Origin of the sequence: Accumulibacter sp. (assembly GCF_023806565.1) — a bacterium.
Lineage (GTDB): Bacteria > Pseudomonadota > Gammaproteobacteria > Burkholderiales > Rhodocyclaceae > Accumulibacter.
In genome coordinates this window covers 33,984-60,032 of the sequence record NZ_JAMTDV010000127.1, presented here as the reverse complement: position 1 = coordinate 60,032, position 26,049 = coordinate 33,984, and the positions used below count along the sequence as shown (strand labels likewise).

At 64.5% G+C, this 26,049-nt stretch carries 20 protein-coding genes and 1 tRNA gene; 11 read left to right on the top strand and 10 right to left on the bottom strand.

Going from position 1 to position 26,049, the window contains the following annotated elements:
• Positions 1-856 precede the first annotated feature (856 nt).
• From NFV80_RS15165 to NFV80_RS15155, 3 genes are all read right to left on the bottom strand, one after another.
• Complete coding sequence (locus NFV80_RS15165) at positions 857-1,534, bottom strand: hypothetical protein (RefSeq protein ID WP_295327498.1); 678 nt, start codon at positions 1,532-1,534, stop codon at positions 857-859.
• The gene (locus NFV80_RS15160; RefSeq protein ID WP_295327500.1) at positions 1,531-2,376 is read right to left on the bottom strand and encodes an MBL fold metallo-hydrolase; all 846 of its coding nucleotides are present in this window, start codon (positions 2,374-2,376) and stop codon (positions 1,531-1,533) included. The genes NFV80_RS15165 and NFV80_RS15160 overlap by 4 nt, the downstream gene beginning before the upstream one ends.
• Before the next feature lie 233 nt (positions 2,377-2,609).
• A tRNA-Ser gene (locus NFV80_RS15155) sits at positions 2,610-2,697 on the bottom strand.
• Between the two features lie 205 nt (positions 2,698-2,902).
• On the opposite strand from NFV80_RS15155, the gene NFV80_RS15150 reads away from it, so the two are divergent.
• Positions 2,903-3,595 carry a Bax inhibitor-1/YccA family protein gene (locus NFV80_RS15150; protein ID WP_295331591.1) on the top strand — a complete coding sequence of 231 codons (693 nt, stop codon included), beginning with the start codon at positions 2,903-2,905 and terminating at the stop codon, positions 3,593-3,595.
• 46 nt (positions 3,596-3,641) lie between these two features.
• On the opposite strand, the gene NFV80_RS15145 is transcribed toward NFV80_RS15150, so the two are convergent.
• Complete coding sequence (locus tag NFV80_RS15145) at positions 3,642-4,520, bottom strand: polysaccharide deacetylase family protein (RefSeq protein WP_295331589.1); 879 nt, start codon at positions 4,518-4,520, stop codon at positions 3,642-3,644.
• 51 nt (positions 4,521-4,571) lie between these two features.
• Positions 4,572-4,943 carry an Mth938-like domain-containing protein gene (locus NFV80_RS15140; RefSeq protein ID WP_295331587.1) on the bottom strand — a complete coding sequence of 124 codons (372 nt, stop codon included), beginning with the start codon at positions 4,941-4,943 and terminating at the stop codon, positions 4,572-4,574.
• A 142-nt stretch (positions 4,944-5,085) separates the two neighbouring features.
• Here NFV80_RS15140 and alaC point away from each other — a divergent pair, with 142 nt between their 5' ends.
• The 3 genes from alaC to NFV80_RS15125 are packed head-to-tail and all read left to right on the top strand — an operon-like array spanning position 5,086 to position 8,866.
• Positions 5,086-6,270, top strand: coding sequence for an alanine transaminase (gene alaC / locus NFV80_RS15135; protein WP_295331585.1), 1,185 nt, complete (start codon positions 5,086-5,088; stop codon positions 6,268-6,270).
• A 9-nt stretch (positions 6,271-6,279) separates the two neighbouring features.
• Positions 6,280-7,512, top strand: a complete 1,233-nt coding sequence (locus NFV80_RS15130) for a pyridoxal phosphate-dependent aminotransferase (RefSeq protein WP_296759200.1) — start codon at positions 6,280-6,282, stop codon at positions 7,510-7,512.
• Between the two features lie 43 nt (positions 7,513-7,555).
• Positions 7,556-8,866, top strand: a complete 1,311-nt coding sequence (locus NFV80_RS15125; RefSeq protein WP_295331581.1) for a homoserine dehydrogenase — start codon at positions 7,556-7,558, stop codon at positions 8,864-8,866.
• Between the two features lie 99 nt (positions 8,867-8,965).
• Here NFV80_RS15125 and NFV80_RS15120 read toward each other — a convergent pair whose 3' ends face one another.
• Positions 8,966-9,481 (bottom strand): DUF6398 domain-containing protein, encoded by a 516-nt coding sequence (locus tag NFV80_RS15120; RefSeq protein WP_295331579.1) that lies wholly within the window; start codon positions 9,479-9,481, stop codon positions 8,966-8,968.
• A gap of 526 nt (positions 9,482-10,007) precedes the next feature.
• Here NFV80_RS15120 and NFV80_RS15115 point away from each other — a divergent pair.
• Positions 10,008-12,323: a 2OG-Fe(II) oxygenase gene (locus NFV80_RS15115; protein WP_295331576.1), complete on the top strand. Its 2,316-nt coding sequence runs from the start codon at positions 10,008-10,010 to the stop codon at positions 12,321-12,323.
• Between the two features lie 92 nt (positions 12,324-12,415).
• On the opposite strand, the gene NFV80_RS15110 is transcribed toward NFV80_RS15115, so the two are convergent.
• From NFV80_RS15110 to NFV80_RS15100, 3 genes are read right to left on the bottom strand one after another with little or no spacing between them, the layout of a single operon-like run.
• Complete coding sequence (locus NFV80_RS15110; RefSeq protein ID WP_295331575.1) at positions 12,416-15,499, bottom strand: efflux RND transporter permease subunit; 3,084 nt, start codon at positions 15,497-15,499, stop codon at positions 12,416-12,418.
• Between the two features lie 18 nt (positions 15,500-15,517).
• The gene (locus tag NFV80_RS15105) at positions 15,518-16,687 is read right to left on the bottom strand and encodes an efflux RND transporter periplasmic adaptor subunit (RefSeq protein WP_295331574.1); all 1,170 of its coding nucleotides are present in this window, start codon (positions 16,685-16,687) and stop codon (positions 15,518-15,520) included.
• Between the two features lie 3 nt (positions 16,688-16,690).
• Positions 16,691-17,599 carry a DUF4399 domain-containing protein gene (locus NFV80_RS15100; RefSeq protein WP_295331573.1) on the bottom strand — a complete coding sequence of 303 codons (909 nt, stop codon included), beginning with the start codon at positions 17,597-17,599 and terminating at the stop codon, positions 16,691-16,693.
• 482 nt (positions 17,600-18,081) lie between these two features.
• Here NFV80_RS15100 and NFV80_RS15095 point away from each other — a divergent pair, with 482 nt between their 5' ends.
• From NFV80_RS15095 to NFV80_RS15070, 6 genes are all read left to right on the top strand, one after another.
• Positions 18,082-19,572: an FAD-linked oxidase C-terminal domain-containing protein gene (locus NFV80_RS15095; protein WP_295331572.1), complete on the top strand. Its 1,491-nt coding sequence runs from the start codon at positions 18,082-18,084 to the stop codon at positions 19,570-19,572.
• On the top strand, positions 19,572-20,639 hold the full coding sequence (glcE, locus tag NFV80_RS15090) for a glycolate oxidase subunit GlcE (protein ID WP_295331571.1): 1,068 nt from the start codon (positions 19,572-19,574) through the stop codon (positions 20,637-20,639). The genes NFV80_RS15095 and glcE overlap by 1 nt, the downstream gene beginning before the upstream one ends.
• 13 nt (positions 20,640-20,652) lie before the next feature.
• The gene (glcF, locus tag NFV80_RS15085) at positions 20,653-21,900 is read left to right on the top strand and encodes a glycolate oxidase subunit GlcF (protein ID WP_295331570.1); all 1,248 of its coding nucleotides are present in this window, start codon (positions 20,653-20,655) and stop codon (positions 21,898-21,900) included.
• Positions 21,901-21,918: 18 nt separating this feature from the next.
• Complete coding sequence (locus NFV80_RS15080) at positions 21,919-23,280, top strand: AMP-binding protein (protein WP_295331569.1); 1,362 nt, start codon at positions 21,919-21,921, stop codon at positions 23,278-23,280.
• Complete coding sequence (locus NFV80_RS15075) at positions 23,277-23,579, top strand: hypothetical protein (protein WP_295331568.1); 303 nt, start codon at positions 23,277-23,279, stop codon at positions 23,577-23,579. The genes NFV80_RS15080 and NFV80_RS15075 overlap by 4 nt, the downstream gene beginning before the upstream one ends.
• A 124-nt stretch (positions 23,580-23,703) precedes the next feature.
• On the top strand, positions 23,704-24,525 hold the full coding sequence (locus NFV80_RS15070; protein ID WP_295331567.1) for a protein phosphatase 2C domain-containing protein: 822 nt from the start codon (positions 23,704-23,706) through the stop codon (positions 24,523-24,525).
• On the opposite strand, the gene NFV80_RS15065 is transcribed toward NFV80_RS15070, so the two are convergent.
• Positions 24,499-25,965: a DEAD/DEAH box helicase gene (locus tag NFV80_RS15065; protein WP_295331566.1), complete on the bottom strand. Its 1,467-nt coding sequence runs from the start codon at positions 25,963-25,965 to the stop codon at positions 24,499-24,501. The two genes, NFV80_RS15070 and NFV80_RS15065, sit on opposite strands and share 27 nt — an antisense overlap.
• Between the last annotated feature and the right edge of the window lie 84 nt (positions 25,966-26,049).

The window sequence follows — 26,049 nt, the reverse complement described above, 5'->3', positions numbered from 1 at the left end:
TTGTAGCAAGCGGGACAGGGCCGCGGCGATGTCTTCTTGTAACGCACTCCCCCAGATATGCGCGATCAGTCCTACCAGAACAATGGGTTGGGCGTCCAAGAGATCTTGTAACGGTGTGCCCTGCGCGTTACAAGAGATCTGCGGCGTGACCGCTGCCGCTGTCGGCACGGGCTCTTGTTCGGCTTCGATGAACGTCGTCGCCGTGGTCCCCGGCGGAATGCCTTCCGGTGCCACCGCCACTTTCCGGCGCCGGCTGTAGCCGGGATGGGCGGCCCGCCAGGCCTGTACTCGGGCGACTGCTTCCGGCCCACGGTGGTAATCCAGGTTCTCCGGCTTCGCCAGCCATTTGGCTTGACTCGCCCGCTTGCTCGCCGCCTTGCACGGCGCCAGGCCACAGTACCGCTGGTGCCGCACGTTACGCGGCTCCGGGCGGAATGCTTCGCCGCAGTTCAGACATCTGCGCTTCTCCTCTCGTCCCATGTCGTGTCTTTCGCCAAGTCACCGCACCGGCTACTACACGATCCCCGAAGAAAACCGAAGAACACGCCCAACCGCGAAGAAGAAACCAATTCGAATATTTCCGGTTCAAGAAAACTACGAAGAAGATCCGGTTTCACGTCGTCAGGTTTGCGCCAGTTTCAGGTCGGGCGCGACAGGCGGCTGGGGCGACGATCACCACACCGCCGCCGCTAGGGTACTGGCGAGCACGGCAAGTAGCCTATAGCGGCGCGCATGCCAGTGGGCAAGGAACAGGAAACACGGAGTTATTCGGGCTTGCCCGCTAACCGATTGCTGTCCTTATGGTCAGGTCGGTTCGGGGGCGCTGCGCATAAGCCCTGCGTAACAAGCGGGTCGGCTAGGTGGGCAGTTGCTTGGCAGCGCTCGCCTTTGGCGCCGTGATCTTGCGGGCGGAGTGAATGGCGAGGACATTGCACACGAACCGGATACCACTCCACCGGGCACTGAGCGCGGTCACGAGGTACTGAAAGACGAACAGCCCTGCCGCTAGCCACGGCGCAGGAGACAGCGCGCCTACGACGAGCAGCGCCGCAGGCACGAGGACGACCAGCGCCAGCGACATGGCCGCCATATCGCGGTACATCAGGAACTGCTTGTGCGCCTCGGCTACTTCGGGTTCGTTCGCAACTTGCTTATAGAGCTTGTACCACTTGGAATTCTGCTCGGTCGGATCAGTGGGTAGCGTGCCGACGTTCTTCTTCAATGCAGCCATGTCGATACGCGGATCAACTGGGCCGTACTTCGTGAATGCCTCGGTTCCGGGCAGCACGCCGAGCGGCTTCCAATAGACAAGCACCGATTTAACATTGTGCGGCAGCACGTTGATAACGAGCAGAACGATCACCGGCATCACCGTTGTGGTCAATACGCGCCCGATGCCTATCTGCGTGAGTGATGCACCCTTGACGAGTTCCGGGGCGACAAAGAACAGCACGGCAAGCACGTCAGCGACGGCCAGCAAGACGAGCCACTTCATGTTGAGCGACTTCAGGGAACGTTCGCCGTTACTCTTCATCCCTTGTACTCCGTCGTAATGGTGTAGCTGTCGTTATCGACGGTGAATTGAATCCAGCCATCGCGCCGAGTGGTCAGCACATGCCGATCCTTCATAGTGGTACTGACTCGGACGCCTTGATCGCGCACGACTTTGCGATAGTCCGGCACAGTCTTCTGCGTCTCATGCTCAATGGGCTTGTCAGAGATGACCACAGCGCTTGGCGTGAAGTAGTTGAAGATGTCGGCGCAATAACCGCTTTCGCGCCCATGGTGAGAGGCGACCAGAATATCAGTGCCTGCAAGCTCGGCTCGGAAATCCGCGCGTTGCAGCAACGCTTGCCAACCTGCCTTCTCCAGATCACCGGGGAACAGGATCTTGAAGTTGGCGTACTTGATGAAGACAACCAGACTGAGGTTGTTCGTATCGGTGAAGGTCGGGTACGGGTTCCAGAATGTGGTCGCCGTGATGCCCCCCATGTGCAGGTCGAAGGGTTCATCAACAGGCAAGGAGAACGTGGAGCACGCAGAGACATACCGCTCAGCATCAGCACTCAGCGGCCCGCTTTGGCGCTTGATTTGGCGCATCTGCTCGCCCGTGTAGCTGGTGTTTCGGAAGAGTACAGGGGTGTAGATGCCTACATTCCACAGCCCTTGCAGATCGCTCATATGGTCTTGGTCGGCATTGGTGATGAACAGGTAGTCGAGCCTGTTCCTGCCAAGGGCTTTTGTGATGTAGGTGCTGGGGCGCCAGTCGTCGGCTGAGCCAGAATCAATCATCGCAAGACGGCCGGCGTACTGGCCAAGGATATGCTGCACCATGGCACAAGCGCCGTGCTGAACATCCCAAATGACAAGCCGCATCTCTCCCTGCAAGGCCATACGCTCCCCCCGATCCCCAGTTCAATCAATGGGATATGAGGATGCCTTGCTGATATTCAAGGTCTCCTGCGACCGGCGTCGAGGCGCGCCGCTTATGGTGTGCTTACGGGGTACAAATTCGCCACCAAGAAGAAAGCCCCGACTAGCGGGGCTTTTCATCACTTTTTACAAGCTCTTCGCGTGCCCATTGAACTACTCTAAGTCATTGTTTTTATTGGCGGAAGCGGTGAGATTCGAACTCACGGACGGTTGCCCGTCGCCGGTTTTCAAGACCGGTGCAATCGACCACTCTGCCACGCTTCCTGTGCGTGTCCGAAAAGGCCGGAGATCCGGCCATGCAGGCCTTCTGCCCTTCGGCGGCGGCAATGATAGCACGGCGATCGAGGCGCCAAGGCGGCGGCATGGCACCTGTCGCGGCAGCGCCGGGCGGCAACGCCGGGATTGAAACTTTCTCATGATTTGGCTAGTCTTACGCGCGCATTGCAGATCAATTCAATGGAGGAACACCATGCAACCCCAATATCAGATGACCGGATCAGCGAGTAGCGAGCTTGCGCTGCAGCAGAACCGGGTTCTGCGCAATACCTTCCTGTTGCTCGCGCTGACCATGATTCCGACGGTCCTGGGCGCTTTCGTCGGCGTGCAGATGCAGTTTTCGCTGTTCGCGGGCAGCCCGTTGATGTCCTTCCTGCTTTTCCTGGGCATCGCTTTCGGTTTCATGTGGGGGATCGAGCGCACCAAGGACAGCGGCGTCGGCGTGCTGTTGCTGCTCGGCTTCACCTTCTTCATGGGCCTGATGCTCTCGCGCATCCTGCAGGTGGCGCTGGGTTTCGCCAACGGCGCTTCGCTGATCGCGATGGCGGCGGGCGGCACCGGCGTCATCTTCTTCTCGCTGGCCGGCGTGGCGACGGTCACCAAGCGTGATTTCAGCTTTCTCGGCAAGTTCCTGTTCGTCGGCATGATCGTCGTGCTGCTGGCGGCTCTGGCCAACATCTTCTTCCAGATTCCGGCCCTGTCGCTGACCATTTCGGCGATCGCGGTGATGATCTTCTCCGCCTACATCCTCTTCGACATCAGCCGGATCGTCAATGGCGGCGAGGACAACTACATTTCGGCGACGCTGGCGGTGTATCTCGACATCTACAATGTCTTCGTCAGCCTGTTGAACCTGCTGATGGCGTTCAGCGGCGAACGCGACTGATCGTTGCTCGGCAATAGCGGAATAGGCGGCCTGCGGGCCGCCTTTTTCATGGCTCCTGCAGGAAGGCGCTTCCCTGCAGCAGGCGCGGGCCGGCGCGGCCGGGAATGGGGGCGAAGGCAACGGCGTGGCGTGGCAGGGTGACGAGGTTGCGCGATCCGAGCACGTCGCGCAGGGCGATCAATCGGCAGCCCCGACTTTTCCATTCCACGAGCAGGCGTTCAAAGGCGTCGCTCCAGTGCATTCCCTCGAGCTCGGCACGCAGGGTGAAGACGTGGTCGTCGCTGCCGCCTTCGGACTCAGCGAGGATGCGGGCGACGGCCTGGTCGACGGAAGCGGTTCCGGCAAGAAGCAGTTCGTCGAGCGTCGGCAGCGTCGTCGGAATCTGCGGACAGTGCACGAGTTCGCCGTCGATGACCGGGATGAACGGAAATCTTCCCCGGCAGTCGCTCGCGTAGCAAAAGCCCAGGCGTTGCGTCAGGCGCAGGGCGTGGCGATTCATTCGCCAGCCGGCGGCGGCGTGCGCCTGCGCCGGCTCGTCGAAGAGCTCGGCGAAGCGCTGGCAGGCCAGCGCCATCTCGCTTTCGATCCAGGAGTTGTCGGCGGCGAGGACGCGTCTTTCCCAGCGCACCCGGTCCCAGGCGTGGATCGCGACCTCGAAGCCGGCGTCGCGCGCCTGGCGCATGCTGTCGGCGCCGCGCTTGCCGATGTCGGGTGCCGGCAGCAGCAGCCCGTAGAGGCGGGTGCGGAAATCATGGTAACGGCTTGGCGAAAGGCTGCGCGATTCCCGACCACCCCGGTCCGGACCGAGCGAGAAGAAGAAGCTGCCGCCCGCATCGTGCCGCTGCAGCAGGCTGAGCAGCGCCGGAACGCCGGTGAGCGTGCCGCGGCAGGTATCGACGTCGATCTTCAGGGCGATGCGTTTCATCGGAACCGGTACGGGGCTGGCAGGGGAGACTCCACCGGCTGCCGGCGGGAGTCAGAGAAGGAGCAGGCCAACGGCGACCTTGCGGCCTTCAGCCATCAGGATGTTGTACGTGCGGCAGGCGGCGGGAACGTCCATCACCTCGAGTCCCTTCTGCGCCTGCAGGAGCGGACGCAGCAGTTCCGGACTCGGAAATCGCAGTTGCCTGCCGGTACCGAGCAGGACGATTTCGGCATCGAGCGAGGCGAGCAGTTCGAAGTCGGCGACGCGCAGCGTCTCGAAGGTCGCCTGCGTCCAGTCCGGCAGCAGGCGGTCGGGCAGCACCGCCAGATTGCGGTGGTGGCGCACGCCATTCACGCTGACGTAACCTTCGCCGTAGGCGGTAAAGGTGTTCAGGCCGTCGCTTCGCTCGAGCTGCAGTTTCATGAAATTGCGGCGTAACAAACCTTAAAGTACGATTATAGCTTTTTCCTTTCCCGTGCCGGCCATGGTGGCGTGCAATTGCCACTGCGACCGGGACGTGAGCGACGAACTGCCAAGCACATTGGCGCTTTCGCGAGCCAGAGCCATGAGAGAGTTTTCCCGCATCAAGCGTCTGCCACCGTATGTCTTCAGCATCACGGCCGAACTCAAGATGGCCGCACGTCGCCGCGGCGAAGACATCATCGACATGAGCATGGGCAACCCCGACGGGCCGACGCCACAGCACATCACCGACAAGCTGGTCGAGGCGGCGCTGCGCGAGAACACCCACGGTTATTCGATTTCGAAGGGTATTCCCCGTCTGCGGCGGGCGATATGTGACTGGTACCAGCGTCGCTACGCGGTGACTTTCGACCCCGAGAGCGAAGCGGTGGTGACGATCGGCTCGAAGGAAGGGCTTGCCCATCTGATGCTGGCCACACTTGACCGGGGCGATACGGTACTGGTGCCGAATCCATCGTATCCGATCCACATCTACGGAGCGATCATCGCCGGCGCCGACATCCGCTCGGTGCGCATGACTCCCGATGTCGATTTCTTCGAGGAGGTGCAGCGCGCCATCCGCGAGTCGATCCCGAAGCCGAAGATGATGATTCTCGGCTTTCCGAGCAATCCCACGGCACGCTGCGTCGATCTCGAATTCTTCGAGCGCATCGTGGCGCTGGCCAGGCAGCACGACATTCTCGTGGTGCATGACCTCGCCTACGCCGACATCACCTTCGACGGCTACCAGGCGCCGTCGATCATGCAGGTCGAGGGCGCGCGCGAGGTCGCCGTCGAATTCTTCACGATGTCCAAGAGCTACAACATGGCCGGCTGGCGGGTCGGCTACATGGTCGGCAATCGCGATCTGTGCAATGCGCTGGTGCGCATCAAGAGCTATCACGACTACGGCACCTTCACGCCGATCCAGGTGGCTTCGGTGATCGCGCTCGATGGCCCGCAGACCTGCGTCGAGGAGGTGCGCCTGCTCTATCAGGGCCGTCGCAACGTCCTTGCCAAGGGTTTGCACGAGGCCGGCTGGATGGTCGAAATCCCCAAGGCGTCGATGTACATCTGGGCGAAGATTCCCGCCGCGTATCAGCAGATGGGCTCGCTCGAATTTTCCAAGAAGCTGCTCAACGAGGCACGCGTCGCGGTTTCGCCGGGAGTGGGTTTCGGCGAGTACGGCGACGATCACGTTCGTTTCGCGCTGATCGAAAACGAGGAGCGCACGCGTCAGGCGATTCGCGGCATCAAGGACATGTTCAGGAAGGACGGCCAGCTCTAGGCCATGACGATGAAACCGGTACGCAAGTCGAACAAGCTCGACAACGTCTGCTACGACATCCGCGGCGCCGTGCTGCAGAAGGCGAAGCAGATGGAGGACGAAGGCCATCACATCATCAAGCTGAACATCGGCAACCTTGCAGCCTTCGGCTTCGAGGCGCCCGAGGAAATCCAGCTCGACATGATCCGCAACCTGCCGATCGCCGCCGGTTACGCCGATTCGAAAGGGATCTTCTCGGCGCGCAAGGCGGTAATGCACTACACGCAGCACAAGCACATCAAGGGCGTCTCGCTCGAAGACATCTACATCGGCAACGGCGTTTCGGAGCTGATCGTGATGGCGATGAACGCCCTGCTCAACGCGGGCGACGAAGTGCTCGTGCCGGCGCCCGACTATCCGCTGTGGACGGCGGCCGTGAGCCTTTCGGGCGGCTCGCCGCGTCACTACCTTTGTGACGAGGACAACGACTGGCTGCCCGACCTCGACGACCTGCGCAGCAAGATCACCGAGAGGACGCGTGCGCTGGTCGTGATCAACCCGAACAACCCGACCGGTGCGCTGTATCCGGAGCAGGTGCTGCGCGAGATGGTCGCCATAGCGCGTGCGCACGGCCTGATCCTCTACGCCGACGAGGTGTACGACAAGGTGCTCTACGACGGTGCCACACACACGGCGATTGCCTCGCTGTCCGAGGACGTGCTGACGGTCACCTTCAATGGGCTCTCCAAGAATTACCGCTCCTGCGGCTATCGCGCGGGCTGGATGGTCGTTTCCGGCGATCTGCGCGAGGCGCGCGACTACATCGAGGGGCTCGACATGCTCGCCTCGATGCGCCTGTGCGCCAACGTCCCGGCGCAGCACGCGATCCAGACCGCGCTCGGCGGCTACCAGAGCATCGACGATCTGGTCGCTCCCGGCGGCAGGATGTGTCGCCAGCGCGATCTGGCGCACGCGCTGATCACCGCCATTCCCGGCGTCAGCTGCGTCAAGCCGAAGGCTGCGCTGTACATGTTCCCGCGCCTGGACCCGGCGATCTATCCGATCGAGAACGATCAGGAGTTCATCGCCGAACTGCTGCAGGAAGAGCGCGTGCTGCTGGTCCAGGGCAGCGGCTTCAACTGGCCGGCGCCCGACCACTTCCGCCTCGTCTTCCTGCCGTATGAAGACGACCTGCGCGACGCGATTGCCCGCATCGCGCGCTTCCTTGCCGGCTATCGCAAGCGCGCCGGCACTGGCGAGTGACGCTGCCGCCCCTTTTTCCCTAACTCTCGAGCCCGATTGCCCCATGAAACCTATCAATGTTGGACTTCTCGGAATCGGTACCGTCGGCGGCGGTACCTGTGCCGTTCTCAAGCGTAACGCCGAAGAAATCACTCGCCGTGCCGGCCGCCCCATCGCGCTGCACATCGTTGCCGACAAGGATCTCGAACGGGCACGGCGACTCACCGCCGGAAGCTGCCGGGTCACCGATGATGCCTTTGCCGTCGTCGCCGACCCCGAGGTCGATATCGTCGTCGAACTGATCGGCGGCTACGGCGTTGCCAAGGAACTGGTGCTGCAGGCGATCGCCAACGGCAAGCATGTGGTCACCGCCAACAAGGCCCTGCTCGCCAAGCACGGCAACGAAATCTTCGCCGCCGCCCGCGAGCAGGGAGTGATGGTCGCCTTCGAAGCCGCGGTCGCCGGCGGCATCCCGATCATCAAGGCGCTGCGCGAAGGTCTCACCGCCAACCGCATCGAGTGGATCGCCGGCATCATCAACGGCACGACCAATTTCATCCTCTCCGAGATGCGCGACAAGGGCCTGTCCTTCGACGCGGTGCTCAGGGAGGCGCAGCGTCTCGGCTACGCCGAGGCCGACCCGACCTTCGACGTCGAGGGCGTGGACGCGGCGCACAAGCTGTCGATCATGTCGGCGATCGCCTTCGGCAATTCGGTGAGCTTCGAGCAGGCGCACGTCGAGGGAATCAGCCGGCTCGAAGCTGCCGACATCAGGTATGCCGAACAGCTCGGCTATCGCATCAAGCTGCTCGGCATCACCAAGCGCACTGCCGAAGGCGTCGAGTTGCGCGTCCATCCGACGCTGATCCCCGCGCGACGGTTGATTGCCAACGTCGAAGGCGCGATGAACGCGGTCCTGGTCAAGGGCGACGCGGTCGGCGCGACGCTCTACTACGGCAAGGGCGCCGGCGCCGAGCCGACCGCTTCGGCGGTGATCGCCGATCTGGTCGACGTGACGCGCATGCACACCGCCGACCCCGAGCACCGTGTGCCGCATCTCGCTTTCCAGCCCGATGCGATGCTCGATCTGGCGATTCTGCCCATCTCCGAGGTGGTCAGCAGCTACTATCTGCGCCTGCGCGTCGAGGACCGGCCGGGCGTGCTCGCCGATGTGACGCGCATCCTGGCCGACGACGGCATTTCGATCGTCGCCATGATCCAGCGCGAACCGGGCGAGGGCGAAGAGCAGACCGACATCATCATGCTCACCCACAAGACGCGCGAGCGCAATATCGACACCGCGATCGCCGGCATCGAGTCGCTGCCCGCGGTCAAGGGCAGGATCATCCGCTTGCGGCTGGAGGAACTGCTGTGAGAAGCGCGGCGAGGGGGGCGCCGTAGGCGCCGTGGTTTTGCCGGGGAATCGAGCCCGGAGCAGCGCGATAGCACTCCCTATGGCCGTGCGCCATTCCGCTTACTCGGCCCGTTCGGGTTGCTCGGCAGGAACGAAGGGAATCAGTCCTCGTGCGAACGCCAAGCGCTGCAGTTCCACCGGTGCGTGACGAATGTCGACCACCATGCCATCGACCTGAAGCATCCAAACCATGGGGTTGTCGGCAAGTCGACTGGGCAAGGTCCATTTCGGCGAGAAGGGGTCCATGCCGAGCGCGTCACGGATTTCCTTTGACTTGTTCTGACCCGTGCTCTCGGCGATCCCGAAAAACTCGTAGATCGCACGCGGTTTGCAGTGCGGCTTCTGCGAAGGGTCATCGAGAAAATTGACGCGGCCGGTGGCATGAACGGCCGCCGCGGCCCAGACCTTTTCCGTACCGCGCAGTAGCGGCGACGGACGTTTTCTCGCCAGCGCCGCGACTACCTCCCGGATCATCTGGCGGTACTCCTCGTCAAGCTTCTGTTGGCAGAACGCATCGGTCAGGCTCGTGATGGCGGCGAACTTGTCGGCCATCGCATTGGGGATTCGCTGCGACATGATCAGGCTTGCCCGTGGACATCGGTCGGCCACATTCTTGCAGATCCAAGCGCCGAAATCCAGTTGGCGAAGACGTCTGTCTCAGCTCTCGCCGCGCCGCGTTTCCGATCGGAATGCAGACCGATACGGCCAGCAGACGAGGTGCTTTTGGCCTGGACGACCCGGCCCCTGCGCAAGTCGAGTTCCACCGCCCACGGACCGGCTGCCGCCCGAACCTGATCGAAGAGGCCGCGGCTTTCTCGGATCGCCTCGCGCACGACGCCCCGCTCTTCGATGGCGACGAGCACTTTGCCTGTGCCGCGACCTGCGCCGTCTGCGCCAGTCACCGCCTTCCAGACGCTCGTGCCTGCCTACCACATCTGGTAAGGACGACTAGCTCGGGAAGCTCGAACAGTTGTGCCAGCCGCACAGCAGGCAGGTGTTCGGCTTCCCTGACGAAGCTGGCGATCGCCAGCAGCGGGCCGGTATCGGCGTGATACATTCGGTGTTCAGCAGGCCGCCAGTCACATCCCGAGGGAGTGAAACCTTGTTTGCAATTGCCGACGAACTTGCCGCGATTTTGAGCACCGTCCGCCGTCCCGGCGATTTTTTTGTCAGCGGCAGCCAGCTGCTCCATGCCCCGCGCATCGAGATCGCCGGCGTCGGTGTCGTCTCGTTGCCATTGCCCGCCGAACAGGCGAGGCAACTGGTCGCAGTCGCTGCGAGGGCACCTTACGGGCGAGGCAGCGAAACGCTCGTGGACACCGACGTTCGCCGCACCTGGCAGATCGACGCCGGGCAGGTCGGCATCAGTGGCCGCCACTGGCCGGCGACGCTGGCCGAGATCGTCGCGAGGTGCGCCGACGGGCTCGGCATTCAGGAGTCGGTATCGGCAGAGTTCTACAAACTGCTGATCTACGATACCGGCAGCTTTTTCGTCAACCATCGCGACACCGAAAAGGCGCCGGGAATGTTTGCCACACTGGTGATCGTCCTGCCGTCACCCTACACCGGCGGTGAACTCGTGGTCCGCCATCGACAACGCGAGGTTTCGCTCGACCTGTCCGGCGATGATGCGGCCGAGGCGCGTTTTGCCGCCTTTTACGCCGATTGCCGGCACGAGCTGCGGCCGGTGACCTCCGGCTTTCGCCTGGCCCTGGTGTACAACCTGATTCGCAGCGGCCCGGGCGCACCCCCGACGCCGCCCGAGTACGACCAGCAAATCGCTTCCGCCAGCCAGTTGCTCGGCCGCTGGGCGAAGGCGACAGAGAGCGATGTGCAGACGGTTGGCCGGCTCGTGTATCCGCTCGAGCATGCCTATACGCTGGCCGAGATCGCTTTTCCGACCCTCAAGGGCGGCGACGCAGCGGTGGCCCGGGCGCTCACGGCGGCCTGTCGGCCGGCCGGATGCCGTGTTCAGCCCGCCTTGCTGTCGATCCACGAATCGGGCAGCGCCGAACCCAGCAAACGATGGTCGCGGCGCGGCCGCCATTACTCGGACGGGGACGACGACTATACGGTCAGCGAGGTCTGCGAGCGATCCTTGACTCTCAGCGACCTGCAGGACAGCGACGGCAGTCGTGCCGATTTCCCCGAAATGGCCTGTGATGACGCCGACCTCTGTCCGCCCGGCGTGCTTGACGACGAAGAGCCGGACGAGGAAGAGTTCTTCGAGGCGACCGGCAACGCGGGTGCCAGCTTCGAGCGCAGCTACCGCCGCGCTGCACTTGTCGTCTGGCCACAAGCGAGCGAGCTGCGATTGTTTGCGGACGCGGGCTGCGACCGTTCGTTGCCGTACCTGCGCCGGCTCAGCGAGCGCTGGCTCGCCGGCGCCGGCGACACCGACAGCGCCGAATGGCAGCGGATGCACGAACTCGCACGGCTGATCATCGCCCGCAAAGAAGACTGGCGTGTGCCGCCGTGGCTGAGGACCAGTTCGCCCGGCAAGGCCAGCGAACTGCTGGCAATACTGACGCGCATTGCGGACCACGCGGGGATCGCCGACTTCCTGACTCTCGCCGGCACCCCGGACCACTATCCGCACGGTGACAACGCGGCGATCTCTGCGGCCGCGATGTCGCTCGCGCCGCCGCTGGCCGCCGAACTGGTGACGCGCATCGTCGCCGGCAACGCGAGCAGCAAGCCGGCCGCCAGCGCCGAACTGCTCGCCGGCATCGCCGCCGGGTTCGCGGCCCGCCTGCCCGACGGCAGTGCCGGCACGCTGCTGGCGGCGGCCGGTGAGGCGCTGGTCGCTGCCCTGCCGGTTGGGCCGGTGGCAACCCCCGCCGGCGTATGGCCCGCGCGGCCGTCGCCGATTTTGACACCCGAGCTGATCATCGACCCGCTGCGCGCTTTCTTCCTCCTCGATTCGCCGGCGCTGGCGGAGCGCGCGCTCGACCGGCTGCTCGCCAGCCCGCGCAGCTTTGCCGACGACGAGACGCTCATCGCTGCCGCCGTGTCTCTGCTCGAGGACGAGACTCCGGTCGGCGACTGGCGGCCGGTGCAGCGACTGGTCGCCGCCTGCGTCGCCGAGCTGTCGCGCCGCAGCAGCGAACCGCTGGCGCCACCCGCCGACTTTGCCCGCGCGAGCGACGTCGGCTGCTCGTGCGAGCATTGCCGGCAACTGGCAGTCTTCCTCGCCGATGGGCGGCGGGCACAGTGGGCTTTCCGGGCGCATGCACGCGATCGCGCGCATGTCGAGACGTCGATTCGCAACCGACACTGCGATGTGGACTGCGAAACGATCCGCAGCGGCAGCCCGCATACCCTGCTGTGCACCAAGAACCTGGCGAGCTACGAGCGATGGGTCGTGCAGCGCCAGCGCGACCTCGCGAATCTGACCCGCCTGCAGCACACGCGCTGAGCCGCGCGGCGGCAAGGGATGCGTCTGGCAGGGGAGCAACGGTGTCCGACCGGGCAGCCGCCCCAAATACCCGGGAGCCAGGACTGGTCGGTTCAGGCCGGCACCGTTGCCGGCGCATCCTTTCGCGACAGCCGATCGAGATACAGATACACCACCGGCGTCAGGTAGAGGGTGAGGAACTGCGACAGCAGCAGTCCGCCGACCACTGCCAGGCCGAGCGGCCGCCGCACTTCGGCACCGGCGCCGAGGCCCAGTGCGATCGGCAGGGTGCCGACCAGCGCCGCCATGGTGGTCATCATGATCGGCCGGAAGCGGATCAGGCAGGCCTGGAAAATCGCCGTGTGGGCGGGGACGCCGCCCTCGCGCTGCTGCGCCAGCGCGAAGTCGATCATCATGATCGCGTTCTTCTTGACGATGCCGATCAGCATGATGACACCGACGAAGGCGTAGAGGCTGAGATCGACGCCGAAGAGGAGCAGGGTGACGAGCGCGCCGAGTCCTGCCGAGGGCAGCCCGGAGAGAATGGTCAGCGGATGGATGAAGCTCTCGTAGAGAATGCCGAGCACCAGATAGACGACGAGGATTGCGACCAGCAGGAGGATCCCCAGCCCCTGCAGCGACGCCTGGAAAGCCTGTGCGGTACCCTGCAGGCTGGTGCTCAGTGAAACCGGGATGTTCAGTTCCTGCTCGAGCGCCCGGATCCGGTTTACGGCGTCGCCAAGCGATACGCCCGGGAGCAGGTTGAACGAGATGGTGACCGATGGCAACTGACCCTGGTGGTTCACGGTCAGCGCCTGCGTCTTCCTGCTGAAGCGCGTCACCGTATCCAGCGGGATCAGCTTGCCGCTGATGCTGCGCACGTAGAGGCGCGACAGGGCATCCGGGTCGGACTGGTACTCGGGCGCGACTTCGAGGATGACCTGATACTGATTGCTCGTGCCGTAGATGGTCGACACCTGGCGGGCGCTGAACGCGCTCTGCAGGGCATCCTCGACCTGTCCGTAGCTGAGTCCCAGCGCGGCCAGCTTGTCGCGGTCGATGTCGAGCGCCACCACCGGGCTGAGGTTGTTGAGATTGTTGCTGACGTCGACGAAGCCGGGCAGCTTGCGGATCCGTTCGGTCAGCGTGTCGGTCCACTGGTACAGTTCGGCCAGGTCGGTGTCCTGCAGCGTGTATTGATACTGTGCGGCGGTGATCTGACCGCCGATGCGGATCACCGGCGGGTTCTGCAGATAGGCCTTGATGCCGGGGACCGCCGCCAGCTTCGGGCGCAGGCGCTGAATGATTTCATCCGGCGAAGAATGGCGCTCCGATCGTGGCTTGAGGATCAGGAAGAGCGTTCCGGTATTCGCTGTCGGGCGGATGCCACCGGCGCCGACCGCCGACATGAACGTGCGGACGTCGGGATCCTGCGCGACGATTTCGGCAAGCGCGCGCTGATGCTGCACCATCGAGGCAAAGGAAACGTCCTGCGCGCCTTCGGTGAAGACGATGATCTGGCCGGTATCGCCGCTCGGCAGAAAGTCCTTGGGGACCGCCGTGAACAGGTAGCCGGTGAGCAGCAGAGTGGCGAAGAAGCTCGCCAGGATCCAGCGAGGATGGGACATGGCCAGTTTCAGCGTGCGCTCGTAGCCGGCGAGCAGGGCGTCGAAAAAGCGCTCGAAGGCCTGGAAGACACGACCATGCGAGTCCGGCTCGGCGTGCTTGATATAGCGACTGCAGAGCATCGGCGTCAGCGTCAGCGAGACGAAACCGGAAACCAGGATGGCGATGCAGATGGTGACCGCGAATTCGTGCAGCAGGCGCCCGACGATTCCGCGCATGAAGAGCACCGGAATGAAAACGGCGATCAGCGAGAGGGTCATCGAAATGATCGTGAAGCCGATCTCGCGGGCTCCCCGGATCGCCGCCTGGAACGGCGTTTCGCCCTGCTCGACATGGCGGACGATGTTCTCCAGCATGACGATCGCGTCATCGACGACGAAGCCGACGGAAAGGGTCAGCGCCAGCAGCGAGAGATTGTCGAGGCTGTAATCGAGCAGCGACATTCCGCCAAAAGTGCCGACCACCGAGATCGGCAGCGCCAGGCTCGGAATCAGCGTCGCCGACAGGTTGCGCAGGAAGAGCAGGATGACGAGCAGCACCAGGAAGCCGGCGAGCAGCAGCGTGAACTGGACATCGTCGATGGCTTCCCGGATCGAGACGCTGCGGTCGAACAAGACCCGCATTTCGATCGACGCCGGCAGCTTGGACTGGAACGACGGCAGCACGCGCTTGATCGCCTCGACCGTTTCGATGGTATTGGCGCCGGGCTGGCGCTGGATTGCCAGGACGATGGCACGCCGGTCGACGTTCCAGCTGGCGATGCGGTTGTTTTCGACGCTGTCGATCGCGGTCGCCACTTCCTCGAGCCGCACCGGCGCGCCATTGCGCCAGGTGACGATGAGCGGCCGGTAGGCGGCGGCGGTCGACATCTGCCCGCCGTCCTTGATGGCGAAGCTCTGCCGGCTGCCGTCGAGCTGGCCCACCGGCTGATTGACGTTGTTTTGCGTCAATGCCTGTTGCAACTCGTCGATGCCGACGCCCCGGCTGGCGAGCTGGTCCGGGTTGGCCTGGACGCGCACGGCAAATTTCTGCGAGCCGAAAATCTGCACCTGGGCAACGCCGGGAATCGTCGACAGGCGCTGCGCGAGCTGCGTTTCGGCGTATTCGTTGACCAGCGACAACGGCAGTGTCGGCGACAGCATGGCGATGTAGAAGATCGGGAAATCGGCCGGATTCACCTTGCGGAACGACGGTGGCGCCGGCATGTTCTGAGGCAGCTTGCGCAAGGCGCCGGAGATCGCCGACTGGACATCCTGCGCGGCGGCGTCGATGTTGCGGTCGAGCGAGAACTGCAGCGTGATCGACGTCGATCCCTGGGCACTGGTCGAAGTCATCGAGTCGAGCCCGGCGATTGTCGAGAACTGTCCTTCGAGTGGCGTTGCGACTGCCGCCGCCATCGTCTCCGGGGAGGCGCCGGGCAGGTTGGCGGTGACCGATATGGTCGGGAAATCGACCGTCGGCAACTCGGAGACGGGCAGGGTGCGATAGCCGATGAAGCCGAAAATGAGGAACGCTGCCATCAGCAGCGTGGTCATCACCGGTCGGCGAATGCAGAGTTCGGGCAGGGTCATTCGCTACTCGGCAGGATCTCAGGTCTTCGCTTGCGGGGCTGCCGGGGCGCCGCCGCCCGGTTGTGCGGCTTCGTCGCGCGGCGGCTTGACCTGGACGCGGGCGCCGGGAGTCAAGCGGAGCTGACCGTCGGTGACCACGATTTCACCGGCAGCGATCCCCTTGCCAATCGCGGCGAGGCCGCCGTAGCTGGCGACGACGTCGACCTTGCGGGGTTGCACCGTACTGTCCTGGCCGACGACGAACAGGAAGTTGCCGTCGGGTCCCTGCTGCACCGCGTCCGTGGGAACGACGACGGCATTGCTCAGGGTGTCGAGCGACATGCTGACATTGACGAACTGGCCGGGAGTCAGTCGCTCGTCGCGATTTTCCACCAGTGCCTTCATCTGGATGGTGCCGGTGGTGACATCGACGGCGTTGTCGAGAAAGCGCACGCTCGCCGCGAAACGCTGTTCCGCGTCGCCCGGAATCGACACGTCGGCGCGCATGTCGGCGGTCGCCATTGCCCGGCGTACGCGCGGCAGGTACTTCTCGGGAATCGAAAAGCTGACGTACAGAGGTCGCACGCGATTGACCACCGCCAGTACCGTGTCATTCACCTTGACGGCCGATCCCGGAAAGACCAGACGGGCGCCGACGACGCCGGCAAACGGGGCGACGATGGTGGTGTAGGAGAGTTGCAGCCGGGCGAAACGGACCGCCGCCTGATCCGCCTTGACCGTGGCCAGCGCGGCGGCTTCGGCAGTACGCAGCTCGTTGACCTTCTCGTCGGAAACGAAGCCACGCTCCTTGAGCGCAATGTAGCGTCCGACGTCGGCTCTCGCCTTGCCGAGCAGCGCCTCGTCCCTGGCCAGATTGGCTTCGGCCTGCAGCAGACGGGCCTCGAAATCTCCAGGGTCGAGCCGGATCAGCACCTCGCCTTGCCGGACATGGCGTCCTTCCGTGTAATGGACGGCCGCCACCTGTCCATCCAGCCTCGATTTGAGCGTGACGCTCTCGTACGCCTCGGCCCGGCCCACCACGGACAACAGGACGGGCATGTCGCCAAGAGCGGCGGTCGCCACCGTCACCGGTACCGCCGCTGGTGCCTGGACCGCGCCGCGCGTCTGGCGCGAACCCTGATACCAATAGGCGGCACCGACGATGACCGCCGCGGCGGCGGCCAGCAACAGCATTCGGGAACGCGTCATCTTCTACTTGCGAGGTGCCTGGACCTGCTTCACCACGGTCACTTTCAACTGATCCTGCAGCAACACTTGCCCATCGCCGGCGACGAACGACAAATCGATGTCGTAATCGCCGGGAGCCAGGTCGAGGATGGTTTCGGTCTGACCCTCGCGCAAGCGGACGCTGCTGGCGGAAGACTTGTTCTTCCTGACGTTCAGGACGAAATGTCCGGTCGCCGGGATCGATGTTCCTTCCGGCGCCACTCCGAAACCAACGACGCCGAGCTTGACCAGAAACGGGCTGTCAACGCTCTCGCCGTCACGAATGTTCTTGACATAGACCATCTTCGTGTCGCCCGGCGGCGTCGAAACTTCGTCCTGATACCAGGCCTGGCAGGTTTCGTTGAATTTTTCCGGATCGATCTTCGGCTTGGGCGTGTCCTTGCGGTTGCCGACGACGTTGACCGTGATCTTGCGGCTGAAGACGAAATAGGGTCGATGTTCGTAATCGGCAAAGAGCAGGCGCAAACTGTGCGGGCCGGGAGGGAGGTCGAGCGCCGTCGCTGTCTGCGCTTTGCCAAAATGACGGTACTTGTCGGAGAAAGGGATCGGCTGTTCGGTGATCGACGCAGGCAGAGGCGTGTCGATCAGCAAATGGTGGTGCCCTGACTTGTCCCGCTTGTTGCCGGCGGGGATCACCCCCATGCCGCTGATGCCGAACTCTACCCAGAACGGGGTGCGCACCTGGTAGCCATCCCCGAGGTTGGAAAAAGTGACCGGAGCCGACTCGGCAAAGAGGCTCAAGGAAGTCCTTTCGGCCGTGTGCTGCAGCCAGCAGCGGCGCTCGAGCAGATCGTCCGGCAGGCGTTTGGCGATTGCCTGGTTGGCCAGCGCGAGCACGGCAAAGGCTGCAATTAGCTTCCATTTGGTCATCATCGGTTTCGCTTTCCGATCCAGGTGATTGACGACGAACTGCGCCGCGTCCGAGCACGGGTCTGCGCAAAGATGGCTGCATGCCTCACGGACACTGACGAATGCCTGATCTGCCGGTCCTTGCCTGCTGCCGCGTCCGCCGTCGATTGCCGCGCGTGGGCTGCTGCAGGCCTCGCCCAGTGTGGAGATTCCGCTTTCGGTTGCCCGATTCTACCGCATCCATGCTCCGGCAAGAAAAGCTCGCGCCGTGAATCGGAGCGTGGCCGATGCGGCAGGCCGTGGCCCTTGGCCGCGTCGGCCGACCGCGAATCGGCCGGCCACGAATGTTGGCAACAAATTGCCGAGTCGTCGTGGCATCGGGTAGTATTCGTCGGTGCCGTCGTACGATCGTGCGCGCGGGTCCTGGCGACTCGTGGCTGCTCGTCCTGCCTTGCGGGTTTCGTACATCGGCTTCGCTCGGGTGATGAACTGTCGGAGGATGCTGCATGAGCATGCCCAGCACGATCGCCGACCGTCGTTTCTCGATCGATCGGCCGGCGCTGATCAGGCGCCTGCGCGAGGTGTTGCCGGCCGATGCGCTGCGGGTCGAGGACGAGCAGATGCGACCCTACGAATGCGACGGCCTGACCGCCTATCGGCAGTTGCCGCTGCTGGTCGCGCTGCCGGAGAACGAGGCGCAGGTGCAGGCCATCCTGAAAATATGCCATGAACTGCAGGCGCCGGTGGTGGCGCGCGGCGCCGCCACCGGTCTCTCGGGGGGCGCCACGCCGCACCCGGACGCAGTACTGGTGTCGCTCGCCAGACTCAAGCGCATCCTCAGCATCGACCCGCTGGCGCGGACTGCCGTGGTACAACCGGGAGTACGCAACCTGGCGGTGTCGGAAGCGGCGGCGGCGTACGGTCTGTATTACGCTCCCGATCCTTCCTCGCAGATTGCCTGCACGATCGGCGGCAACGTCGCCGAGAACTCCGGTGGCGTGCATTGCCTCAAGTATGGTCTCACCGTGCACAATGTGCTGCGCGTGCGCGGACTGACCATCGCCGGTGAAATCGTCGAGTTTGGCAGCGCCGCGCTCGACGCACCCGGTTACGATCTGCTCGCGCTGATCAATGGCTCGGAAGGGCTGCTGGTGATCACCACCGAGGTGACGCTCCGACTGACGCCGAAACCAGATCTGGCGCAGGTGGTGATCGCTTCGTTCGACGACGTTCGTCGCGCTGGCGACGCGGTTGCCGGAATCATCGCGGCCGGCATCATCCCGGCCGGTCTGGAAATGATGGACCGGAAAGCGGTGCAGGCGGTCGAACCGTACGTCCATGCCGGTTACGACATGGACGCCGAGGCGATCCTGCTCTGCGAGTCCGACGGTACGCCGGAGGAGGTCGCCGAGGAGATCGGGCGCATGACGGCGGTACTCGAAGGCAGCGGTGCTTCGGCGTTTTGCGTGTCGCAAAGCGAAGCCGAGCGATTGAAGTTCTGGGCCGGCCGCAAGGCGGCCTTTCCCGCGGTCGGTCGCCTGACCCCCGACTACCTGTGCATGGACGGCACCATCCCGCGCCGGCGACTTGCGGAGATGCTCGCAGCGATCGCCGGACTGTCCGAGAAGTACTCGCTGCGCTGCGCCAACGTCTTTCACGCCGGCGACGGCAATCTGCACCCGCTGATCATGTACGACGCCAATCAGCCCGGCGAGCTCGAACGCGCCGCCGCTTTTGGCGCCGAGATCCTGGAATTGTCGGTGCGCTTCGGGGGCACAATCACTGGCGAGCACGGAGTCGGCATCGAGAAGATTCTGCTCATGGCCGAGCAGTTCACGGTTGCCGAGATTGACGCCTTTCATCGCCTCAAGGCGGCTTTCGACGAGCACGGCCTGCTCAACCCCGGCAAGGGAGTGCCGACCCTCGCTCGCTGTCGTGAATATACCCTGGCGCGGGCGGGTGCCGCGCCGATGTCGTCCACCGTGTCGGGAGGATGATGGACGAACTGGTCGCAGAGTACCTCGCACGCATCGCGGACGCGGCCGCCGGTGGCGCCAGACTGGCGATTCGCGGCGGCGGCAGCAAGAGCTTCTACGGTGGCCCGGAGCGGGGAGAGCGGCTCGATCTTGGCGCCTACCGCGGGATCGTCGCGTACGAACCGACCGAGCTGGTGGTCACGGTGCGGGCCGGAACCCGGCTCGTCGAACTCGACGCCGCGCTCGCCGAGAAGGGACAATGCCTCGCTTTCGAACCACCACATTTCAGACCGACGGCGACCGTCGGCGGCATGCTCGCTGCCGGCCTGTCGGGGCCGCGCCGGGCGAGCGTTGGCGCACTGCGCGATTTCGTCCTTGGCGTCAGACTGCTGAGCGGTACGGGAGAAATACTCTCGTTTGGCGGACAGGTGATGAAGAACGTCGCCGGTTACGACGTGGCGAGGTTGATGGCTGGCAGTCTGGGGACGCTCGGCTTGCTGCTCGATGTGTCGCTGAAGGTGTTGCCGCTGCCCGTCGCCGAGAAGACCCTGCGCTTCGCGATCGGCGAGGCAGCGGCCCTGGAAAGGCTGAATCAATGGGGAGGGAAGCCATTGCCGATATCGGCGTCTGCCTGGCACGATGGCGTGCTCAGCCTGCGCCTTTCGGGGGCGGCTGCCGCAGTGGCCGCGGCGCAAGGGCTGCTCGCCGGCGAGGTCTTGGCGGATGCCGAGGCGGCGACTTTCTGGCAGTCGCTGCGCGAGCAGACGCACGCGTTCTTTGCCGGGGAAGACGCGCTTTGGCGCTTGTCGCTGCCTTCGGTGACACCGCCGCAGGCGCTCGGGCCGACACTGATCGAGTGGGGAGGCGCGCAGCGCTGGCTGCGCGGCGGCGATCCGGCGCTGATCCGGGCGACGGCGTTGCGCGCCGGCGGGCACGCGACGCTGTTTCGGGCCGACGACGCGCTGAAGGCGATGGTCGGCGTCTTTCAACCCTTGTCGCCGCCGCTGGTGAGGATTCACCGGAATCTGAAACGCGCTTTCGATCCGCAGGGAGTCTTCAACCCGGGGCGCCTGTATCCGGATCTGTGAGAGTTCGTCCAGCATGCAGACCAATCTAGCCGATTTCATCCGGGACACGTCGGCCGGCCGCGAGGCGGACGCGATTCTGCGCAGTTGTGTGCATTGCGGTTTCTGCAATGCCACCTGTCCGACCTTTCAATTGCTCGGTGATGAACTCGACGGACCGCGTGGACGCATCTACCTGATCAAGGCGATGCTCGAAGGGCAGCCGGTGAGTGCAACCACGCAACTGCATCTCGATCGCTGCCTGAGCTGTCGGGCGTGCGAAACGACCTGCCCGTCCGGCGTCAACTATCACCGCCTGCTCGATATCGGGCGCGAAGTGCTCGAGCAGCGCGTACCGCGGTCCGCCAGGTCGCGGGCGACCCGTTTCCTGCTGCGCGCAGTGCTGCCGCGCGAGCGGCTTTTCCGGCCGGTACTGCGCGCCAGCCAGATGTTGCAGCCCCTGTTGCCGCGGGCGCTGGCCGGCAAGGTGCCAAAGCCGGCGACCGCCGCCCCCTGGCCGCGCTCGCCCGGTCGGCAGCGCAAGCTGATCACCCTCGCCGGTTGCGTGCAGCCGGCGCTGGCGCCCAATACCAATGCCGCGACGGCGCGCGTGCTCGACCGGCTCGGCATCGAATTGGTCGAGGTCAAGGGATCTGCCTGTTGCGGCGCGCTGCGCTACCATCTCGATGCCCAGCCGCAGGCCTTGGCCGACATGCGACGGGTGATCGACGCCTGCTGGCCGTATGTCGTCAGCGGGCGCGTCGAAGGAGTGGTGATGACCGCCAGCGGTTGCGGCGCGCACGTGCGCGAGTACGGCGCCATGTTGCGCCACGATCCGGCCTACGCCGAAAAGGCTGCCCGTATCGCCGCCTTGACGCGCGATGTTTCCGAGGTAATGGTCGCCGAGCAAGAGCGTCTGCTCGTATTGTTGGCGCAGACCGGCCGGGGCGGCGGACAGCGGGTTGCCTTTCACTCGCCCTGTACCCTGCAGCACGCGCAGAAGATCCGCGGTGTCGTCGAAGGACTGCTGCTTGCCGCCGGTTACCAACTGACGCCGGTCGCCGACGGGCATCTGTGCTGCGGCTCGGCGGGCACCTATTCGATCACCCAGCCGGAGCTCTCGCGGCAATTGCGCGAGCAAAAACTGGCGGCGATGCGAGCCGGTTCGCCTGCCTTGCTGGTCACCGCCCACGTCGGCTGTCAACGGCATTTGCAGAGTGGCAGTCGGCGGCCTGTGCGGCACTGGATCGAATTGATCGACGAGCGCCTGCGCGGCGTTGGCTGAGCGGGTTTGCGGGAAAGCATGGAACTCGATCGGCAGGCCACCAGCTACGCAGAACTGTGTCAGAACTTTCGCTGGCAGATTCCCGAGCGATTCAATCTGGCGGTCGATGTCTGCGGCCGCTGGGCCGACGAACGCAGCCGCTTCGCCCTCTACTACGAAGATGCCGATGGTTTCACCTCGGCGCACACTTTCTGGGACATCCAGCGGGAAGCGAATCGGCTTGCCAACGTACTTGCCGCACTGGGGACGCTGCCTCGCGACCGGGTCGCGATCGTCCTGCCGCAACGCCCGGAAGCGGCCATCACGCTGGTCGCGATCTGCCAGATGGGGGCGCTGGCGGTTCCCCTGTCGCCTTTTCTCGACGCGGACGCGCTCGCATGGCGGCTGGCGGATTCGGGCACGCATGTGGCCATCGTCGATGGCATCGCTGCGCCACGCCTGCGCGCAATCCGTCAGCGATTGCCGCAATTGCGGCACGTGCTCGGCGTCGGCTGTGCTGCCGGCGAGGACATCAGGCTCTGGGTCGAAGTGCTCGAACACGCGTCTCCCCGGTACACGCCGGTCGTGACCGCGGCCGGCGATCCGGCGATGATCCTCTACGGTGGCAGCCGGGATCCTGCCGCCGGCGAGGCGGGAGGAGTGCTGCTCGCGCAGCGGACGCTGCTCGGCAGCCTGGGTGGCTTCGTCTGTGCGCACGACTTCTATCCGCAGCCCCAGGATCTGTTCTGGTCGCCCACCGACTGGGCGTCGCCCGCAGGGCTCTTCGGCGGGCTGTTGCCGACCTGGCATTTCGGCATGCCGCTGCTCGCCTACAACGGCAGCTTCGAGGCGGGAAAGTCCTTCGCCCTGATCGAGAAGTATGGCGTCCGCAATTGTTTTTTCACGCCGTCAGACTTGCAATTGCTGCGGATGGCGATGCCCGAACCAAGGTTGGCTCACGATCTGGACCTGCGCAGCCTGGTCAGTGGTGGCGAACCGATCGACGACGCACTGGCGTGCTGGGCTCGCGACAAGCTTGGTGTGCCGATCAACCGGATTTTCGGGCAGACCGAATTGCACTACGTGCTCGGTAACTGCTCGGCACGCTGGCCAGCGAAGCCGGGCGCGATGGGCAGAGCCTACCCCGGGCATCGGGTGGAGGTCGTCGATCGCCAGGGCAGGCTTCTGCCGCAAGGCGAGACGGGCGAGATCGCGGTGCATCGGCAGTACAATGGCGAAGACGATCCGGCGATCATGCTGGAATACTGGAACGATCCGGCGGCGACGGTCAGTCGCTTCGTTGGTGACGGTTGGTGTCTCACCGGCGAACTGGCGATGATGGATGCAGACGGCGATCTGTGGTATCCGGGGTGGCAACGACGCGGGAAGGAAACGGGATGAGCGATGCGCCTGTGCAGTCGGCCGGAGTGGTCCGCGAACGTCGAGGGGATCCGCGTCTGCGTTCCGCGTTCGACGATGCTTTCGCGATGATCGAGCCGTTTTTCGATCTGCGGCAGGGCTGGTCCGGGCACTCGCTGGAGCACCTGGCGTATCGCATCGTGCGTGACAATTTCCCGGATCTGAGTGTGGAGGACGTGCATACTGTGGTGGTCGTCGCGCACCGGGTGTACATAGAGCGTCATCCGGACGACAGTGATCATTTGCCCCGCCCCGAAGAACTTCGCCGGATCCGGCTGTGAAGCGGCCGTGCGTCGTCGAAGTCGGGTGGCCGTGGAGTTGAGTGCATGAGCCCTGCCACACTGCTGCCGCACGCCAGATTTGTTTCCAACTTCCGAGACCCTGCGATGGGCGCGTCTACGAGCCATGCCGATTGCCATTGACGCCTGTGTCGCCCAGCATCAGGGCGATCGCCGCGAACAGCAGGACCGGGCAGCGATCCTGCCGCATCCGCGCGGGGGAGGAGTGGTTCTGGCGGTGGTGGCCGATGGGATGGGCGGTCATACGGGTGGGGTGATTGCCGCGCGGCAGGTGATTCACACTGCGCGCAACAATCTCGAAAGTTTCTCTGCGCGTAGCGACGCACCCCACACGCTGCTCGAGTCGAGCATCAACGAAGCGCATACGCTGATCAAGGCGTCGCGCTTCATGAACGAAAAGGACCCGCACAGCACCGCCGTCATGCTGCTGCTGCAGCCCGCTCGGGTAAGTTGGGCGCATTGTGGCGATAGCCGGTTCTACCATTTTCGTGGCGATGAACTGGTCTTTCGCAGCACCGATCATTCCTATGTGGCACAGCTTGTCACACAGGGGAGAATCACGCCGGAACAGGCTGTCGTTCACCCCAACCGCAATATTCTGCTCACCTCGCTGGGTGGCGCCGAACCGCCAAAGATCACGCTTGGCGAGAGCGAGGGTCCGCAGGTGGGCGACAGCTTCCTGCTCTGCTCGGATGGCCTATGGGCCTACTTCACCGACCAGGAACTGGGTTGGGTGATCGCTGGTGCCGCCTCGGCGCGGGAGGCGGCCGAGCTGCTGGTCGGGCGGGCGCGGGCGCTGGCCAAGGGAGACGGCGACAACATTTCGCTTGCGGTCCTCAAGATGCTGGACGCGTCGCCATCGGCACGACAGACGACGTCCGCGCCCGCAGCCACGGCGGGGTTACTTTCTTCCCAGTCCGCCAAGTAGCGCCGCTACCGGGCGGCGTGGTTTGTGCGGGTGTTCCCGGCGGTGCGGTGTACCGTCATTGGCGAGTGCCGCGGCCACCGGCGTCGGCTCCGCGCATTCGTAGGGCTTGCTGAAATCGAACCCGTCGGCAGCGGTGTGCGGGACACGTGCGCCGCTCGCCGACCGGTTCGTCACATCACGCTGGGCGCGCTGGCCGCGCGCTGCCGGCGGGCCTGCCAGTGGCGCCAGCGCTGTTGGCGAAGGCGGCGGGCGCCGCCGATGGCCGCGCTTGTCGCCGGGTGGATAGGTGTAGTCGTATTCCGGCTCGAAGCCGGCGACGGGCACCTGCTCGACCTTGATCCGGATCAGCTTTTCGATCTCGACCAGGTACGGTACCTCGCTTGCCGACACCAGCGAAATCGCCGTCCCCGGCTTGCCCGCACGGCCGGTGCGGCCGATGCGGTGGATGTAATCCTCCGGCGTGTGCGGCAGTTCGAAGTTGATCACGTGCGGCAGTTCGTCGATGTCGAGCCCGCGCGCGGCGACGTCCGTTGCGACGAGTACCAGCACCGATCCGTCCTTGAACGCTTCGAGCGCCTTCAGGCGATCCTGCTGGCTCTTGTCGCCATGGATCGAGTCGGCAGCGATTCCGGCCCGTTGCAGGTCGCGCGCCAGCTTGTTGGTTTCCACCTTGGTGCGGGTGAAGACCAGCACCTGATTGAAATCGGCGGACTTCAGCAGGCTGACCAGTAGCGCGCGCTTGGCGTCGGCGGCAACCGGATGGACGCGGTGGGTGATCGTTTCCGACACGGTGTTGCGCCGGGCAACTTCGATGAGCACCGGCGACTTCAGCATCCCGTCTGCCAACTTCTTGATTTCTTCGGAGAACGTCGCCGAAAACAGGAGGCTTTGGCGTTGCTGGGGCAGCAAGCGGATGATCCGCGTGACGTCCGGGATGAAGCCCATGTCCAGCATGCGATCCGCCTCGTCGAGGACGAGTGCCTGCACGCTGCCGAAGTTGAGACACTTCTGCTCGACGAGATCGAGCAGTCGCCCGGGCGTCGCCACCAGCACCTCGACTCCGCAGCGGACCTCGGCGATCTGGGGTTTGATGTCGACGCCGCCGAAGACGCAACTGCTGCGGATCGGCACGTACCGGCTGTAGCGCCTTACCGAGTCGTGTACCTGAATCGCGAGTTCGCGGGTCGGCGCCAGCATCAGGACGCGCACCGGATGGCGGGCCGGTGAGGGGCTGGAGTTGGCGAAGGCGAGAATTCGTTGCAGCAGCGGCAGAGTGAACGCCGCGGTCTTGCCGGTGCCCGTCTGCGCTCCCCCCATGAGATCCTGACCGGCGAGAACCACCGGTATGGCCTGGGCCTGAATTGGCGTTGCGCCGGTATAGCCTTGGTCGGCAATCGCGCGCAACAATTCGGGTGCCAGGCCGAGTTCATCGAAACGCATGGACAGGGCCTTCAGATCGGTGATCGGTCAATGACATGAAATGCGCATTATACATCGCGCGCGCTTCGTCGCCGCGGCTTTGCG

Coding starts and splice junctions, on each gene's coding strand:
- NFV80_RS15095 (WP_295331572.1), top strand. CDS start 18,082: ATGAGCATGCCCAGCACGATCGCCGACCGTCGTTTCTCGATCGATCGG.
- NFV80_RS15165 (WP_295327498.1), bottom strand. CDS start 1,534: ATGAAGAGTAACGGCGAACGTTCCCTGAAGTCGCTCAACATGAAGTGG.
- NFV80_RS15125 (WP_295331581.1), top strand. CDS start 7,556: ATGAAACCTATCAATGTTGGACTTCTCGGAATCGGTACCGTCGGCGGC.
- alaC (WP_295331585.1), top strand. CDS start 5,086: ATGAGAGAGTTTTCCCGCATCAAGCGTCTGCCACCGTATGTCTTCAGC.
- glcE (WP_295331571.1), top strand. CDS start 19,572: ATGGACGAACTGGTCGCAGAGTACCTCGCACGCATCGCGGACGCGGCC.
- NFV80_RS15100 (WP_295331573.1), bottom strand. CDS start 17,599: ATGATGACCAAATGGAAGCTAATTGCAGCCTTTGCCGTGCTCGCGCTG.
- NFV80_RS15075 (WP_295331568.1), top strand. CDS start 23,277: ATGAGCGATGCGCCTGTGCAGTCGGCCGGAGTGGTCCGCGAACGTCGA.
- NFV80_RS15150 (WP_295331591.1), top strand. CDS start 2,903: ATGCAACCCCAATATCAGATGACCGGATCAGCGAGTAGCGAGCTTGCG.
- glcF (WP_295331570.1), top strand. CDS start 20,653: ATGCAGACCAATCTAGCCGATTTCATCCGGGACACGTCGGCCGGCCGC.
- NFV80_RS15145 (WP_295331589.1), bottom strand. CDS start 4,520: ATGAAACGCATCGCCCTGAAGATCGACGTCGATACCTGCCGCGGCACG.
- NFV80_RS15080 (WP_295331569.1), top strand. CDS start 21,919: ATGGAACTCGATCGGCAGGCCACCAGCTACGCAGAACTGTGTCAGAAC.
- NFV80_RS15140 (WP_295331587.1), bottom strand. CDS start 4,943: ATGAAACTGCAGCTCGAGCGAAGCGACGGCCTGAACACCTTTACCGCC.
- NFV80_RS15070 (WP_295331567.1), top strand. CDS start 23,704: ATGCCGATTGCCATTGACGCCTGTGTCGCCCAGCATCAGGGCGATCGC.
- NFV80_RS15120 (WP_295331579.1), bottom strand. CDS start 9,481: ATGTCGCAGCGAATCCCCAATGCGATGGCCGACAAGTTCGCCGCCATC.
- NFV80_RS15130 (WP_296759200.1), top strand. CDS start 6,280: ATGAAACCGGTACGCAAGTCGAACAAGCTCGACAACGTCTGCTACGAC.
- NFV80_RS15065 (WP_295331566.1), bottom strand. CDS start 25,965: ATGCGTTTCGATGAACTCGGCCTGGCACCCGAATTGTTGCGCGCGATT.
- NFV80_RS15110 (WP_295331575.1), bottom strand. CDS start 15,499: ATGACCCTGCCCGAACTCTGCATTCGCCGACCGGTGATGACCACGCTG.
- NFV80_RS15105 (WP_295331574.1), bottom strand. CDS start 16,687: ATGACGCGTTCCCGAATGCTGTTGCTGGCCGCCGCCGCGGCGGTCATC.
- NFV80_RS15160 (WP_295327500.1), bottom strand. CDS start 2,376: ATGCGGCTTGTCATTTGGGATGTTCAGCACGGCGCTTGTGCCATGGTG.